Genomic DNA, 15,382 nt, shown 5'->3' with positions numbered 1-15,382 from the left:
TTCAAACAAACGAGTCATGTTACAGAAAGCGAAGGAAAGCAGAACAATGGTCCCGGAGCCGTATCACTTGTCTGGTCAATCGCGCTTGATGAAACACAGGCAACGGCGTCATCCAGTGTTGCAACGCCATCCAGTCCTGGCTTCATTAGCATTGATTGCCAGTGCCTGTTTACTTGCTATCATCGGCTATCAGGCGGATACACTATTTCCTTTATTAACTTTTATTGGAGCGTCACCCGCACTCCCATGCCTGTTACTGGCCTGTGTGTTGGGGACATGCGGTATACTCGCCAGCATCATCAACATCATTGAACGCGTTGAGCAACAAGGAGTATACGTCATAGTATGTCCAGAACTAAAGGAGCATACCTATGATCGCAACTGATCAGCTGTCGTTACTGTTTATTGGTTGTTTTCTACTTGGAATGCTGTACTTAATCATCACAGCGCTCTTCGGCAACCTTGGACACCATAGTGGGGATGGAGCCCACCAGGCACATCATATCCATATCCACGGCCACCAGGGTGGTGCCCATCATACCAATAACAGTGATCAGAATCATTTTTCACTGCTCAGTATTCTGAATCCAACGAGTATTGTTCTTTTTCTGATTGGTTTTGGTTTCTTTGGTTATGCCTTACACACAACTACGTTTTTCGAGATCCCTATTGTCTTAGGTCTGGCATGCATCATCGGACTGGCGGTAGCGGCTTTGATGCTTTCGCTGTTTTCACGCATGTTTGGCAATAGCGAGGCCGCCACGATACAAGATATCTCGGATCGAACCGGCTTGCTGGGTAAAGTCAGCACAACCATTCACCAGGATGGACTGGGCGAGATCCTTTATGTCTCTCCCGGTGGTATGCGAAAAAGTATTCCGGCTCGCAGTATCGATGGTCGTCGCTTAGAACGCGATCAAGAGGTTGTGGTCGTGAATTATCAACGCGGCATCGCCGAAGTCGATACCTGGGATCATTTTGTCAGCCAGGAAGAATCATCTGGCGTCCATGTACCAGAAACCGATGACATGGCAACGCTACGCGCTCTACTTGAAGAACCAAATAAAAATGAATCTGAAATGATTATGCGCAATGATACAAAAAAGGAGTAAATCAATATGCCCCTCTTGTGGTTGATTGGCATTGGTGCCGCAGCAGTTCTCATCATTGTGACCATCTTTGTACGTGTATGGGGTAGCCTGTTACGCAAAGTGGGTCCGAACCAGGCCTTAATCGTCTATGGTCAGGGTGGTACCCACGTCATCACCGGTGGTGCCAAACTGGTCATTCCCTTGTTCAATCGTGCTCAGGAATTCTCGCTAGAATTAATGTCCTTCGATGTAGCGCCACGTCAGGCGCTCTACACCACCCAGGGTGTGGCAGTTAACGTTGAGGCCGTCACACAGATCAAAGTGCGCTCGGATGACGAAAGCATTCGTACCGCCGCCGAGCAATTCCTGAGCAAGAGCCAGGAAGAGCGCGAAAACCTGATCCGCCTGGTCATGGAAGGTCACTTGCGTGGTATCGTCGGTCAGTTAACGGTTGAGGATCTGGTCAAAGATCCAGAGAGCGTTGGCGGCAAGATGCTGCGTACCGTCACCCCGGATATGCAGAAAATGGGACTGGAAGTTATCTCCTTCACCATTAAAGATGTGCGCGACGAAAATGACTATATCGTCAACATGGGTCGTCCACAGATTGCCCAGATTCGCAAACAGGCCGATATCGCCGCCGCCCTCGCCCAGCGCGATACGCAGATTGAGCAGGCCAATGCCTCACGTCAGGCCGCGGTTGCCCGCGCACTGGCAGATCAAGAGCGTGTAAAAGCGGAAGCCGAGTCCATGGCCCTGCAGGCTGAATCGCAGCGTAACCTGTCCCTGAAAAAGGCCGAATTTGACGCCGAAGTCAAAAAGCAACAGGCGTCCGCCGACAAAGCCTATGATATCCAGTCCAATGTGACCCAGCAGCAGGTAGTTGCTGAAGCGGTACGCGTTACCGAGGTAGAGAAAAACGCCCAGATCAAAGTGCAACAGGCCGAAATTCAACGCCGTGAACTGGAATTGCAAGCCACCATCCAGAAAGCTGCCGAAGCCGAACGTCGCCGGATCGAAACGGTCGCTGAAGCCGAGCGCCTGCGCTTGATCCTGGAAGCACAAGGTCAGGCGGATGCATCCAAGGCACGTGGTGTTGGTGATGCCGATGCCAATCGTGCCCGTGGTCTCGCGGAGTCTGAAGTCATTCGTGCCCGTGGTCTGGCTGAAGCCGAAGTTATCCGCGCCAAAGGTGAAGCTGAAGCTGATGCGATGAAAGTCAAAGCTGCCGCATTCCACGAATACAATCAGGCTGCTGTACTGGATAAACTGCTGACCGGTATGCCAGAGATCGTACGTGCCATTGCTGAGCCATTAAGCAAAGTAGACAAGGTTACCATCGTCTCTACTGGCGGCGACGGCAACCACAATGGTGTCGGTGCCAGCCGCCTGACCGGCGATGTGATGAACATGGTCGCCCAGGTTCCTGCCCTCTTCGAACTCCTCAGTGGTACTCGCATCGGGGATCTGATGAACAATGTTCCTCCTTTGCGCACCAATGACGAGGATACGAAAAACAAGCAGGATGGTCCTGGTGTCAATGGAGCCAGCGCGGTTGAGTCCACCCCCGGTAAAAACTAGTATCAACAAGAGAGTAGGTTTGCTCATGCAAGCCTACTCTTTAGCAGGTAATTCTACGTATGTATAAGTAGTTACATCAGCCAGGAATACAAATACCTACAAAAACGCGGCAGACGGAGATAACTATGAATTTGTTGGAACGTGCCCTGACTTTGCTACGGGCAAACCTCGATACAGTCGCTGAAAAAGCTGAAGATCCCGAAAAAACCTTGCGGCAGTTGCAACTGGATATGCGCAATCAGCTTGTTCAGGTCAAGACAGAGGTTGCTAAAGCGATTGCCGAGGGACATGTTCTGCAAAAACGCATTCAGGCCCGCACAACCGAGAGCGATACCTGGTTGAAAAAGGCTGAACAGGCAGTTCAGCAGGGTAATGATGGGGCAGCTCGTAAAGCGCTCACGCAATATAACGAACACCAGAAGGTCGTGCAACGCTACCAGAAGCAGAAAAAAGAGCAGGAGCAACTGGTCGTCACGATGCGCAACCTCTTGCATAAGTTAGAGGCCAAAATCACAGAGGTGGATACCACAATTGAGTTGCTCGCCACCCGTAAACGCAATGCATTGATTCAACAACAGGTCTATGAAGCGCTGCAAAAAACGGGCAATGCAGCCGCAGCCGCTAATTCCCGGGATCCAAAGGATATTCTACTGGATGCTGAGGCACGAGCCCAGGCACTGGCAGAACTCAATCGCAGAGATCTGGCCAACCAGTTGGAAACCCTGAGTGCGGAACAGACTGTTGAAAATCAACTCAACACCATCAAAAATCAGCAGCAAGCACGCACAAATGGAACAAACAAAAAACCTGGTACAGGTCCGCTTGAAAGCATACAGCCAGTGGAAGAAACAACGACACGCAGGCGTATAAAAATCCAGCCCAGACATACCAGTAAGGAAGTTGAACTAAGTACCGATAGGGATCTGGACCTGGAATATCTTAAAAAGCTGCTAGAAACACCTCAGAACCAGGAATAGTGATCAAGCCGGGATGATGCTAGTTTGGGAAGAGAAATACAAATAGCACAATGATGGCCAGGGCAATCACCATACCAATAATAAAGGAATATCCCTTGTTCGGGGCTTCTTCTTTCTGTGTATCTATGTGCTTTCCACTCATGGATTCTTTTTCCTTTTTATACTACTACTCTGCCAGAGTGTGTCTGAGATACACTCTGATCGGGAACATCGCGATTTGCCGCACTCGGGCACTAAAGTACCCATACTTCTTTTATGCTGTGATGGATTATTGCGCGATGCGCAATAATCCATCACAGCATAAAATTATTGTAACGCCATAGTAATGGTCTCTGCAACATTAGCCATCAAGGTCGTACACTCAACCGCATTTGCTTCGCGGGTCGTAATCAGGACCTGAAAAGCTTTCTTCTCGCTTCCAAGCATGCGCATAAAAATCTGCCGTTCCGCACTGGTAATGACCGTATCTTCATAGTCCCCCCAGGGTTTCTCTTCAAAGGCGGTCAACAGGATACTTTTCTGAATGGTGCTGAAGTAACGACACAATTTAGAGATATCTGTATCATCAATCGCGACCTGCGCAATGGGCTGCCCCTCAATGGTCACGACAGCGGCGGCAATAAAACCGGCGACCGAGTAGCCTAATGTTTGCAAGGATGAGATCAGAGAAGCATAATTGCGACGAGCCGCTTGCTGCGCCCGGATCACGCCAGAAGCTAACTGTGGATTACTATCCAGGGTCTGCTCACGTTCGGGAGCCTCACCAGGAACATCCTGCTGCACCGGTGGTTGCTGCACCGAATACAGGGGTCCAGAAAGCTGCGTCGTTCTTCTTGGATTGAGCGCCGGAGTTGCCCGCGCACCCTCATTCCAATCGAGTCCCGAGGACTGGAGAAACTCAATCTGCTGTAACTGTGGATTGGATCCAGAGCCTACTTGTTCAGAGGCAAGCAGTTCGGTTGTCGTCAAAGGAGTCGGTGCACTCGTAGGCCACTCGCCAGATCCGGTCCGCACATCAGGTGTAGCGGGAATGGTATGTTCCTCAGGTGCCGGGGATGCAGCTGGAGAGGTCTGTAGCGCATGTTGTGAAGAAGTGGCTTGATTCGTCAGCCAGCCTGGAAGGTCAACTCGCGGCGTCTGCTGCACAGGATCAGGTGCTGCTTGTAAAGGCTGCCCCTGATTGCCCATCTTGCGTAGCAAACTCATCAACTCATTCCCATTCATCGCCACAGTAGGAGCAACAGACGCATCATTGTCCGGTGTATTTGGCTCGGCATTCTCTACGCGAGGCATTTGACCGGTACGCTCCCACCATTCTTTGTCCATGGGAGACTCGGTAACCTCGGTCAACACGCTATCCAGATGATCTTCAGTGGTATGAAATGTCGGGGATGATGAGCCGGGTTCATCTGCAAACGTAAATGGTCGATCGTCTACCTCATCTAATCCAGAGGAAGTTGGAGCAGAAACAGACTCAATTTCGCCGCTGTATTGCTGCTGGTTGGCATATTTTGTGCGATATTGTAATGCCTGAAAAATTAAGCGCGAGAGCGGCTGCGTCATATTTGAGACCGCCTGCTCGTTCCAGGGCTGTTGAATAACCGTGCCATTTTTATGAGCAGCCAGCGCAAAAAACGCTTCTTCCCCACGCAGCACACCATATTCAGCCCAGATTAAATCGCCATTCTGGAAACGCAAAGTCCCGCGCTCTTCCAGTCCGGTATTAACAAGGAGCATAATACTTTTGCGGCTCATATTAATGATCTGGATGACATCCAACAGATCAAACGAGTCCAGGCTAGCAGAAAATCCCGTTTGTTGGAGAAGGCAACGAAGCTCTTCTTTCAACGAACGGATATCTAATGGCTTCTCTAAATAGCTAACGGCTCCACTCTCGAGGGCTTGAGCCCGGAATGCTTCCGAGTTCGCCTCACCAAGCATAATCATACGGATGCCTGGCCGATATGCACGTAGCCATTGAAGCAGTTCAAGGCTATCAGTGCCAGGCGTCTTCACGTCACAAATGAGCACATCACACTCTTCTGACCAGAGAACGCGGACCGCATCCGCTCCACTCAGAACCCCTTGTACAACGTAGCCATCCTTGTGCAGAGAGTTGACCAGATTCTGGTTAAGAGTATCATCACTCGCAACCACAATAACGCGCCAGACATCAGACATTATTACTACCACCTGAAACAGATTCGGCTATTCTAATCACATCAACGCCGCCCTCAACACCAGCCTGCATCGAACAGCCAAAGGAGGAGCAGGACTTTTCTCGCAAATTTCTTTAATTACTCGAAGAGTGTATCACGACACTGTAGGGATGGCAAGATAAATAGGATCAGGTACCAGGCAACTCAGCGAGCAGATTTGTCGCATCTTCCAGGAAAGTGCTATACTCGACACAACAAGCGGTACCCTGCCGCGAAAAAGAGTCAGCGTGTGTTCTCGCTATCCAACTTCTTCTCGCTATCATGGGCACCTGATCACCGTAGAAAAGGAGCAAGTATTCAAGATGACAGCAGCAATCAATCCACAAGATGCATGGAAACAAATGGCTGGTGTTGCCGCCGCCGAACTTATCAAAGATGGTATGGTCGTAGGCCTGGGAACCGGTTCAACCGCGAGCTTTTTTGTACAGGCGCTGGGTCTGCGTATTCAGCAAGGTTTGCAGATCGTTGGGGCCGTCTCCAGTTCGCAAGTCACCCAGACCCTGGCCGCCAGCCTGGGCATTCCCCTCACAGACCTGGATACGCATCCTGAACTGGATATGTATGTCGATGGTGCAGATGAGATTGATCCAAAGTTGTGCCTGATCAAGGGAGCCGGTGGCGCGTTGTTGCGGGAAAAAATCGTGGCCTCAGCCGCCAAACGTTTTGTGGTTGTCGCAGATCCAACCAAGCGTGTTGAGCAGCTGGGACACCATTATCCTCTTCCTGTAGAGGTAGTGCCCCTGGCCATCACACCGGTCAGCCGCAAAATCGCCCAGCTTGGAGCCCGGGTAAAACTACGCCAGACAGGAGCGACTCCTTTTATTACAGACAACCACAATTTCATTCTTGACTGCACCTTCCCTCAAGGCATCAGCAATCCGGCCGAACTGGATGCACAGCTGCATCGTATTGTTGGTCTGGTGGAGACCGGCCTCTTCATCAATATGGCCAGCCAGGCCATTCTGGGCGGTCCTGATGGTGTGCAGGTATTCCAGCCATAATCCATTCATATAAAGAGGAGTTCTATAACTATGCGCATAGTCCGCACCGTTCAGGCAATGAGGCATGAACATGAGCAGTGGACAGGGAGCGTTGGCTTTGTACCGACAATGGGATATCTACATGAGGGGCACCTCTCACTGGTGCGCAGGGCTCGCCGTGAGAATGCCCATGTGGTCGTCAGTATCTTTGTCAATCCAACCCAATTCGGACCACAAGAGGACCTTGCTACCTATCCCAGTAATATCGAGCAAGATCTGGAATTGCTTAAGACACTTGAGGTAGATAGCGTCTTTCTTCCCTCGGTCGCCGAGATGTATCCTTCAGGCTTTACCACCTATGTACATCCTGAAGGTTCTTTGACCACGCAGGGGGAAGGAGCCATCCGACCGGGACATTTCCGGGGTGTGGCGACGGTGGTCCAAAAGTTGTTCCATATCGTACAACCACACAATGTGTATTTTGGCCAGAAAGATGCCCAGCAGGTCGCGGTCATCAACCAGATGATTAAAGATCTGAATATTCCAGTGATCTTGCATGTACTACCTACGACACGGGAACCCGATGGCTTAGCGATGAGCAGCCGCAATAGTTATTTAAATGCCAGTGCACGCGCCCGAGCAAGCGCGATCTATCGGGCACTCCGAGCCGCTCAGGCTGCTTTTGATGAGCAACATGAAACAAATAGCATCGCCATCATCAGCGCGGCACGAGCGGTACTTCAACAGGAGCAGGGACTACAGCTAGAATATTTTGAGCTCCGAGATGCCAACACCTTTGAGCCCCTGACAACCCTGCGCGCACCAGCCCTCTTATTGATTGCCGTGCGCCTGGACACCATCCGTTTGATTGATAATTTTGTCCTGCACGCCGATGGAACATGGATACTGGTACGACAACGAGCCAGCCCTCCACAGCTAAATAATCTGGAACAAGAGAGAAAAAAACAATGCGCGACAAAGTGACGGTTCCGGCCATTAAAGCCCGCAAACACCAGAGCAAACTTACCATGGTTACCGCCTATGATGCCCCATGGCCCGGATTGTCGACCAGGCCGGGATCGACATGATCCTGGTTGGCGACTCCCTGGCCACCACGGTCCTGGGACAGCCAGATACCCTGGCAGCAACCGTAGAGACAATGATCTACCATAGTGCTGCCGTAGCACAGGTCCAGCCAAAAGCATTGATCGTTACCGATATGCCCTGGCTCAGCTATCATATCTCCCCAGAAGAAACAATTCGCAACGCCGGTCGTCTGGTACGCGAAGGCAAGGCAGAAGCGGTCAAACTGGAGGGTGGACGCAAACGACTACCAATGATTGAAGCCATACTGGCAGCCGAGATTCCTGTTATGGGTCATCTTGGCCTCACCCCGCAATCGGTCCATGCCATGGGAGGCTATAAGGTACAGGGAAAAGACCTTGCAGCCGCCCGTGAACTATTAGAGGATGCAAAGGCGCTGGCACAGGCGGGGGTTTTCGCCGTGGTGCTAGAGGGTATTCCGGACATCCTGGCCAAAAGGATTAGTGAAGAGATCGCGATTCCCACCATCGGGATCGGGGCTGGACCACACTGCGATGGGCAGGTACTGGTCTTTCATGATCTACTCGGACTCACAAGCGGTCACCTCCCAAATTTGTGCGTCAGTATGCACAGCTCGCCGAGATCGCGACACAGGCATTACAACAATACAGTGCCGATGTGCAGGCCGGAACATTTCCTTCCGCCAAAGAAACATATCATACCCATGCTGACGTCGCACAGGCTTTACAAGATGAGGGAACCGACGCATCCAACAGGCCCGAAGCCTGAGCAGAAAAGACGTTACGAGATCATACTCACACGAGAGACAAAGGATAAACAGGATCCATGGCAACTCTTTTATATGACGCAGATGCAGATATCGAACTGATACGGCACAAACGCATCGCCATCATTGGTTATGGAAGTCAGGGCCATGCCCATGCCCTCAACTTACGCGACAGCGGCTGCGAAGTCCTGATCGGTCTGCCAGAAATTAGCCGCAGTCGGCTCAAGGCTGAAAAGGATGGCTGGTCACCGCTGCTTCCACACGAAGCAGCGGCCAGAGCAGATTGCATTATGCTGCTGGTTCCCGATCAATATCAGGGTCAGGTATATACCGAGAGCATCAAAGATACGCTGTCTGCCGGAAAAATCCTCCTGGTGGCGCATGGCTTTAGTCTGCAATACGGACAGATCGTGCCGCCAGCTGATGTGGATGTAGCGATGGTTGCTCCTAATGGTCCAGGGGTACAGTTGCGCCAGATGTATCAGGCGGGTTCAGGGATTCCAGCGCTCTGGACCGTCTATCAGGATATCACGGGTCAGGCCAGAGCATTAACCATCTCCTATGCACGTGCGCTGGGCTGTACCCGCGCGGGCATTATCCAGACCACACTGGCCGAGGAGACCGAAACAGATCTTTTCGCCGAACAGGTCGTGCTGTGTGGCGGACTCACCTCACTGATTCGGAGCGCATTTGAGACCCTGGTCGAAGCAGGCTATCAGCCAGAAGTCGCTTATACCTGTTGCTTACAGGAAGTGAAATTGATCGCCGACCTGCTCTATAAAGGTGGCATTCATTTTATGCATAACTCGATCAGCGATACAGCCGAGTTCGGGGACTACGTGACTGGACCACGCATTATCGGCGAGCAGAGCCGTGAACAGATGCGGAATGTGCTCCATGAAATCCAGACTGGTACATTTGCGCGCAACTGGATTCTAGAGAATCAAGCTGGTCGCCCCACCTTGCAAGCCATGCGTAGAAAAGACGCAGCACACCAGATTGAGACAGTAGGAAAACAGATGCGAGATTTGCTCCCATAATCATAGTCCTCCGTCTTTTAAGGGGAAAGCAGGGAAAAGAACCAATACGTTCAACGTAAGCGCATCCTGGTCGCTCCGTTGGGGTTCAGCAAGCACGTCTCCCAACGTAACGGCAGGTCTTGTGCCTGCTCGGACGTGAACAGTTCGCAGGCACAAGACCCAATACGTTTCGTTTAAGCACTTTTGTGGTTGCAAAAGCTGTTGTAAAAAAAAGCAGCGGATCGTCCGTGGAGAGGGCGCCACACGCGAGGCCGGCATGCGGCGTTCTCGTGGAGCGAGGGGCTCAACGAGCATCGCATGCCTGTGGCGCCTACCCCGAGACGGATCCTGTGTCGTGATCCTCTTCGAGAAGGTACGGGGAGGATCCACCCGCTCTCCCACCACGTTGCTACGCGAGCACGCTGGCCACGGCACACACGATCCGTGTAGGCGCCACAGCACTGCGCGTCGTTCTTGCACGCTGGCCTGCGCAAACGCAGCAGGGCGGCCTCCGCGTGTGGCGCCCTCTCGACGTACACGACGCCACGCCATACCGTTGAGGTTCTCTCCTTCAACGAAACGTATTGGGTCTTGTGCCTGCTCGGACGTGAACAGTTCGCAGGCACAAGACCCAATACGTTGGGATGCTTCTCAATAGGATTGAGCGCATCGGCCGCCGACAGCCCCTGCATCTCGATTCCCCCTAAAGGACGGAGAACGCATTGAAAAGAGCAGGAGGATCATACTGCTAATACAGCATATTTCTTCCGCTCTTTTGCTTTTCTGCCATATAAACAAGAAAAATAGCCTATAAATTTTCCATGTGCAACAAAAGGCCACTATCAAACGTCTAATCTACTGACAGTACTCTAAAATCTGGTACAGACATATCTCTTCAGGTATGTTCATGGCGAACTTATAGACGAGATTATATAAGTAGAGATATATGTTCCAATTGAGCAAAACACATGTCTAAAGACCTGCATTAATGTAATAATACATGGATTAGAGAGGCTCAAGGATATGCTCATGTTAATGATACGGCCTCGGCACGTATTACGATCCACAATCTCTATTGTGGCTGGTATCACCATTTTACTCTTATCTATCCTTTTCGCCCCCGCCGTCTCCGCCCGCTCAACACAACATATGGTAAATGGGCCGACCATCCTTAAAGCCAGTATCGGCTTTGATGGCATCTATCAAGACGGCAACTGGACTCCGATCCAGATCGATCTCAGCAACAGTGGTAACGATTTTACGGGAAAAATATCTATCAACGTGCCTTCAGCTGCGATTCCCGGACCAAATATGATGCAAAGAGCGAATGCCTATCAAGAAACGATTAATCTTCCTCCGGGTGCAAAGAAACAAGTCACGCTATCAGTTCCCGTCGATTTAAGTTTTCAAGGTGCCAATGCCCAGATCTCAGTAGATCTCCTGGATGAGGCAGGGCATCGCGTGGCGCATCAAGCCATTCTGTCTGGTAATAACAATAACAATTTGACCTTGATTGGCATCCTCTCCGATACTCCAAACAATTTTGGTCAGTTGAATTTATCTCTTTCCAACCTGTTTAGTACCTCGGGACAGATTAAAAACCTGAGTGCAGCCACTCTACCCAAACAGGCACAGGTACTCAAAAATTTTGATGCCATTGTCCTGGACAATTTTACCACCAGCAGCCTCTCACAGGACCAACTGGGAGCACTGCAAAGCTGGGTCAATCAGGGTGGTAACTTGATCGTGAGCGGTGGTCCCGAGTGGAAACGCACTCTAAGCTCCCTGCCAGGCAGTCTGTTGCCAGTCACGATCCAGGGAAACGGCACACTGGCAGCTGGCAAGCATTTACTGCCTGTAAATACCCTGACCAAAGGGGACCAACCGGCAAAGGATACGGTCAACGCTACAGTGCCCATCAGTCTGGCACAAACAACACCTAACAGCACGACAATACTCGCTGATGGCAAGACACCCCTGATTGCCCAGAAAACTCTCGGGCAGGGTACCGTCTATTATCTGGCCTATGATCCAACTCTTGAGCCTCTGACCAGCTGGCAGCAGACCAATCAATTATGGTCAAGCGTATTACTCCGATCGCTGAGTGATCGCGTCCTTACCAGCGCAAATAATACAAATATCAACAAAGGCCAGATGCAGAGTGGTATGAATTATTTTCCTGGTATGACGGCATTACTACAAACCTTTTTCCCCAATGCCTATCCTTCCATCTGGCTGATTCTGGTCCTTCTCCTCAGCTATGTTGCCATTCTAGGACCCATTCGCCTCTTGCTGGTGCGCGTCTTGAAGCGGCGCAGTTGGACCTGGCGCATCGTCTTATCCACTATCGTGGTTTTTACTCTCCTCAGCTATGGACTGGCCCTCCAGCAAAAGGGGTCCTCGATCATCAATAGCAGCATCACCCTGCTCCAACTTAACGCCCCGGATAAAACAGGCTCAAGTGGACATGCAACGACCTGGTTAGGCGTTTTTGTCCCCAGCCAGGGTGATTTCCAGGTGCATGTGCCCGGGACGACCCTGGTACAACCAGTCGAGCAGGTCAATCCCATGTATTCGCCCTATAGCCAGTCCAGCGGCACACAAAATTCAATTTTTACCGTAGGCAACAACAATACTGATGTCAATCTACAAGGCGTAGATATCTGGACGACCCGTTCACTGTTAACACAACAAGATACACATACAACCGGCGGCATTACTTCTCAGTTACAGGTGCAAAACAACACAGTGAGCGGAACCGTCACCAGCACGCTACCATATACACTCGCCGATGCATTTGTACTGGTGGGAAATAGCTATGTCGCAATCGGAGACCTGCAATCCAATAGCACAAAACAGATCACTATTAACCTCACAAGTAAGAGTAGTCCCTCTGCCAATAACCTGACGATCGCCGACCAGATCGCGAATAGTCGCGGACTAACGAGCAGTCCCAATGATGGTTACTATGCGTCTAATGGCTCCAGTCAACCCAGGGACACCCCCATCGCCATGCGGTAATGCTAGAGGCACTCAGTGGAGGATCTTGTGACAATAATACCTGCTACCATCAAGGGGTACAGATTTTCGCTAACAATGGCATGATCATGAAACGCTTTATGCAGAACAATGGCAACAACACCGGTTTCAGTGATAGAGATCCATTGCTGCTCCCGGGGGCGAGGGGCACAATTATCGGCTGGGCTCAAAACGCCAGCAATAATGCGAACGGAATCACAGTCAACGGACAGTCCACCAATGGCTCACAAGAAACCATGGTCCAGGCTCCATTAGATATGCAATTTTCGGGACCGATCACCTTACCATCAAGTGTCATCAACAGTCAGATCGTGCATGTTCAGCAGAATTCTCCAGGTAGTATCCAGGAACCGATACCAGAGACCTATATGATGACATCAGGAAACATGACAATAGAATACATGCTACCAACAACGGCCCCGATACAGGATAGCCAGTTCACGCTGACATCTTCAACATCACCGACGAAAAACATACCTATGAATCTGGGAGTTACAAGCGATATTAATCACATACAGTCCTATCTCTACAACTGGCAAAAACAATCCTGGGATGCGATTTCGTTCAGCCAATTTTCGTGTACAGTCAAAAATGCGCAAGCTTATATTGGACCGGATGGCCGCATTTTGCTCCACTTGAACAATCACGATACCAGTGCTGTTTTTGATAAACCCGCCTTACAGTTACAAGGAACGATCGCACATTAGAGAGGGGCAATTATGCAACCAATGGTTTTACCATCTACGGTCACTGACAAGACAGAGCCGTTAATCAGAATACAACATATCTCAAAAAGCTATCGCAATACGCATGCGTTACGAGATATCAGCATAGAAATTCCACGTGGCACCATCTTCGGTCTGATTGGACCCAACGGGGCCGGCAAGACGACGCTCCTGAGAATCCTGGCGGCGCTGCTCACACCCAGTTCCGGACAGGTCTGGTTCGGGCAACAAGAGGTAACGAGCACGCCTGCTATTATTCAGCGGAAAGTGGGATATATGCCAGACTTCTTTGGCGTCTATCCTGATCTGAGTTCGACAGAGTATCTGGAATTTTATGCCGGCATTCATGGTATTCCACGGCAGAAACGGGCCGGGATCGTCACCGATCTTTTAGAATTGGTGGAACTCACATCCAAGCGCGATGCGATGGTAGAGACACTCTCCCGTGGTATGAAGCAGCGCCTGTGCCTGGCCCGCGCCATGGTACACGATCCAGAGATCCTCCTGCTCGACGAACCTGCCTCAGGACTCGATCCACGCGCACGCGTAGAGTTACGTGAATTAGTAAGAACGTTACAGGGCATGGGCAAAACCGTGCTGATCAGTTCACATATCCTGCTTGAACTGGCAGAAATGTGCACCGATATCGCGATCCTGCAAAATGGTGAACTGGTCATTGCGGGCGATGTAGAAAAAGTCATCCATCAACTGGGTGGAGGCAGACAAATAGAGATCCGTCTGCTGGACAAAGAGCGTGTAGAAGAAGCGCTCAATCACCTGAAAGATGTCACCGATCTCCATAACCTGACCACACCTGAAGAAACACTGATTCAAGCTGATTTTACCGGCGATGATCAGGCGCTCCATCAGATTCTGGCCACCCTGATCACTAAAGGCCTGCCGATTGTCTCCTTCGCGCCACGTTCTGGCGGTGGCCGCCTGGAAGAAGTTTTCTTAAATATTACCGAAAGGAACAGTCAGTCATGACCTTTACCGCACTTCTGATTAAAGAGATGCGTCTACGCATGCGACGCGAACGCACCATCTGGCTGATTGTTGCTTACATCTTATTACTAGGATTATTGGGATGGCTGAATGTGAGTGTCAGCAGCGCCGGAGCCAATAATAGTGGTAACTGGGGTAATATCGGCCTGGGCTTATACAGCTTGCTCTTAATTGTGCAGTTATTTCTGATTCTTTTTATCACCCCGGCCTTTACTTCTACCGCTATCAATGGAGAGAAAGAGCGCCAGACCTTTGATCTGCTCCTCTGCTCAAATCTCTCATCCACTGCCTTAATTACGGGCAAATGGTTAGCAGGACTAATCAATGCGCTACTACTGATTGCGGCTTCGATCCCAATATTCAGCCTGGTCTTTTTCTTTGGCGGAGTTTCTCCCATTCAGGCACTAGAAGCATTGTTAATCTTTGTGCTCACAGCTATGCTGGCAGCCAGTCTGGGCATCTTTTGTTCCACCCTGGTAGCACGTCCAGCCATTTCAACGGCACTCTCGTATGTGCTGTTATTACTCTGGCTGGGACTCCCTGTGTTACTGGCCATTATAGTACCTCAAAGCACGCATTCAACAATGGCGTCACCGGATATTCCAGTTTACCTGAACTGGCATCCAGTCATGGCCCTGCTGAGCACCTATAATTATGGGGGCATTATCGGCAACAACGCAACGATGTTTGGTCCATTTATAATGCCAATCTGGCAAGTTTATTGCATCTTCAGCAGCATGGCAATCCTGTTTTTTATCGCCTTGAGCCTGTGGTTGGTCAAACCCCAGGGCTGGAATAGATTGAAACAACGCCTTCATAAAAATCACAGCCTGAACGAAAAGCACGAAACAAAGGCGTCAGTTACAGCGTAATTCAAAGAAGACAGGTATAGGTACCGCAAATGATTCAATACAT

The 15,382-nt window shown here is 50.6% G+C and carries 14 protein-coding genes and 1 pseudogene; 12 read left to right on the top strand and 3 right to left on the bottom strand.

Translation table 11 applies throughout. The annotated features are described in order from the left end of the window. The first annotated feature begins 46 nt into the window (after positions 1–46). The 4 genes from KDW_RS16730 to KDW_RS16715 all read left to right on the top strand — a co-directional run bounded on the left by KDW_RS16730 (position 47) and on the right by KDW_RS16715 (position 3,649). Positions 47–385 carry a hypothetical protein gene (locus KDW_RS16730; protein WP_151757005.1) on the top strand — a complete coding sequence of 113 codons (339 nt, stop codon included), beginning with the start codon at positions 47–49 and terminating at the stop codon, positions 383–385. After that, entirely contained in the window at positions 372–1,112 is a 741-nt protein-coding gene (locus KDW_RS16725) for an NfeD family membrane protein (RefSeq protein ID WP_151757004.1), read from the top strand. The genes KDW_RS16730 and KDW_RS16725 overlap by 14 nt, the downstream gene beginning before the upstream one ends. Positions 1,113–1,118: 6 nt before the next feature. Further along, positions 1,119–2,672: a flotillin family protein gene (locus KDW_RS16720; protein ID WP_151757003.1), complete on the top strand. Its 1,554-nt coding sequence runs from the start codon at positions 1,119–1,121 to the stop codon at positions 2,670–2,672. A gap of 125 nt (positions 2,673–2,797) precedes the next feature. Then, positions 2,798–3,649: a PspA/IM30 family protein gene (locus KDW_RS16715; protein ID WP_151757002.1), complete on the top strand. Its 852-nt coding sequence runs from the start codon at positions 2,798–2,800 to the stop codon at positions 3,647–3,649. A 19-nt stretch (positions 3,650–3,668) separates the two neighbouring features. Here the strand turns inward: KDW_RS16715 and KDW_RS35010 are convergent, their stop codons facing one another. Both KDW_RS35010 and KDW_RS16710 read right to left on the bottom strand, forming a co-directional pair. Beyond that, positions 3,669–3,791 carry a hypothetical protein gene (locus KDW_RS35010; protein WP_269822454.1) on the bottom strand — a complete coding sequence of 41 codons (123 nt, stop codon included), beginning with the start codon at positions 3,789–3,791 and terminating at the stop codon, positions 3,669–3,671. 164 nt (positions 3,792–3,955) lie between these two features. Then, positions 3,956–5,830, bottom strand: coding sequence for a response regulator (locus tag KDW_RS16710; RefSeq protein ID WP_151757001.1), 1,875 nt, complete (start codon positions 5,828–5,830; stop codon positions 3,956–3,958). Positions 5,831–6,170: 340 nt separating this feature from the next. Between KDW_RS16710 and rpiA the strand changes: the two genes are divergently transcribed. The 4 genes and pseudogenes from rpiA to ilvC all read left to right on the top strand — a co-directional run bounded on the left by rpiA (position 6,171) and on the right by ilvC (position 9,719). Then, positions 6,171–6,869 (top strand): ribose-5-phosphate isomerase RpiA, encoded by a 699-nt coding sequence (rpiA, locus tag KDW_RS16705; RefSeq protein WP_151757000.1) that lies wholly within the window; start codon positions 6,171–6,173, stop codon positions 6,867–6,869. Positions 6,870–6,899: 30 nt separating this feature from the next. Then, positions 6,900–7,832 carry a pantoate--beta-alanine ligase gene (gene panC, locus KDW_RS16700; protein ID WP_151756999.1) on the top strand — a complete coding sequence of 311 codons (933 nt, stop codon included), beginning with the start codon at positions 6,900–6,902 and terminating at the stop codon, positions 7,830–7,832. After that, a pseudogene (gene panB, locus KDW_RS16695) lies at positions 7,817–8,681 on the top strand (3-methyl-2-oxobutanoate hydroxymethyltransferase). The gene panC and the pseudogene panB overlap by 16 nt, the downstream one beginning before the upstream one ends. 57 nt (positions 8,682–8,738) lie before the next feature. Further along, positions 8,739–9,719 (top strand): ketol-acid reductoisomerase, encoded by a 981-nt coding sequence (gene ilvC / locus KDW_RS16690; RefSeq protein ID WP_151756998.1) that lies wholly within the window; start codon positions 8,739–8,741, stop codon positions 9,717–9,719. On the opposite strand, the gene KDW_RS16685 is transcribed toward ilvC, so the two are convergent. Continuing rightward, a complete protein-coding gene (locus KDW_RS16685; protein WP_151756997.1) occupies positions 9,720–10,250 on the bottom strand; it encodes a hypothetical protein in 531 nt (176 codons plus the stop codon). A 477-nt stretch (positions 10,251–10,727) separates the two neighbouring features. Between KDW_RS16685 and KDW_RS16680 the strand changes: the two genes are divergently transcribed. From KDW_RS16680 to KDW_RS16665, 4 genes are all read left to right on the top strand, one after another. After that, positions 10,728–12,719: a DUF8726 domain-containing protein gene (locus KDW_RS16680; protein WP_151756996.1), complete on the top strand. Its 1,992-nt coding sequence runs from the start codon at positions 10,728–10,730 to the stop codon at positions 12,717–12,719. Positions 12,720–12,805: 86 nt separating this feature from the next. Continuing rightward, positions 12,806–13,444 carry a DUF8815 domain-containing protein gene (locus tag KDW_RS16675; protein ID WP_162005303.1) on the top strand — a complete coding sequence of 213 codons (639 nt, stop codon included), beginning with the start codon at positions 12,806–12,808 and terminating at the stop codon, positions 13,442–13,444. 12 nt (positions 13,445–13,456) lie between these two features. Further along, positions 13,457–14,449 (top strand): ABC transporter ATP-binding protein, encoded by a 993-nt coding sequence (locus KDW_RS16670; RefSeq protein WP_198925293.1) that lies wholly within the window; start codon positions 13,457–13,459, stop codon positions 14,447–14,449. Beyond that, positions 14,446–15,339: an ABC transporter permease gene (locus KDW_RS16665; protein WP_151756994.1), complete on the top strand. Its 894-nt coding sequence runs from the start codon at positions 14,446–14,448 to the stop codon at positions 15,337–15,339. The genes KDW_RS16670 and KDW_RS16665 overlap by 4 nt, the downstream gene beginning before the upstream one ends. Positions 15,340–15,382 lie beyond the last annotated feature (43 nt).

This window comes from Dictyobacter vulcani, from assembly GCF_008974265.1.
In the GTDB taxonomy this organism is placed as follows: domain Bacteria; phylum Chloroflexota; class Ktedonobacteria; order Ktedonobacterales; family Ktedonobacteraceae; genus Dictyobacter; species Dictyobacter vulcani.
This window is presented reverse-complemented; position numbering and strand designations above follow the sequence as displayed.

Coding starts and splice junctions, on each gene's coding strand:
- KDW_RS16730 (WP_151757005.1), top strand. CDS start 47: ATGGTCCCGGAGCCGTATCACTTGTCTGGTCAATCGCGCTTGATGAAA.
- KDW_RS16725 (WP_151757004.1), top strand. CDS start 372: ATGATCGCAACTGATCAGCTGTCGTTACTGTTTATTGGTTGTTTTCTA.
- KDW_RS16720 (WP_151757003.1), top strand. CDS start 1,119: ATGCCCCTCTTGTGGTTGATTGGCATTGGTGCCGCAGCAGTTCTCATC.
- KDW_RS16715 (WP_151757002.1), top strand. CDS start 2,798: ATGAATTTGTTGGAACGTGCCCTGACTTTGCTACGGGCAAACCTCGAT.
- KDW_RS35010 (WP_269822454.1), bottom strand. CDS start 3,791: ATGAGTGGAAAGCACATAGATACACAGAAAGAAGAAGCCCCGAACAAG.
- KDW_RS16710 (WP_151757001.1), bottom strand. CDS start 5,830: ATGTCTGATGTCTGGCGCGTTATTGTGGTTGCGAGTGATGATACTCTT.
- rpiA (WP_151757000.1), top strand. CDS start 6,171: ATGACAGCAGCAATCAATCCACAAGATGCATGGAAACAAATGGCTGGT.
- panC (WP_151756999.1), top strand. CDS start 6,900: ATGCGCATAGTCCGCACCGTTCAGGCAATGAGGCATGAACATGAGCAG.
- ilvC (WP_151756998.1), top strand. CDS start 8,739: ATGGCAACTCTTTTATATGACGCAGATGCAGATATCGAACTGATACGG.
- KDW_RS16685 (WP_151756997.1), bottom strand. CDS start 10,250: ATGGCGTGGCGTCGTGTACGTCGAGAGGGCGCCACACGCGGAGGCCGC.
- KDW_RS16680 (WP_151756996.1), top strand. CDS start 10,728: ATGTTAATGATACGGCCTCGGCACGTATTACGATCCACAATCTCTATT.
- KDW_RS16675 (WP_162005303.1), top strand. CDS start 12,806: ATGAAACGCTTTATGCAGAACAATGGCAACAACACCGGTTTCAGTGAT.
- KDW_RS16670 (WP_198925293.1), top strand. CDS start 13,457: ATGCAACCAATGGTTTTACCATCTACGGTCACTGACAAGACAGAGCCG.
- KDW_RS16665 (WP_151756994.1), top strand. CDS start 14,446: ATGACCTTTACCGCACTTCTGATTAAAGAGATGCGTCTACGCATGCGA.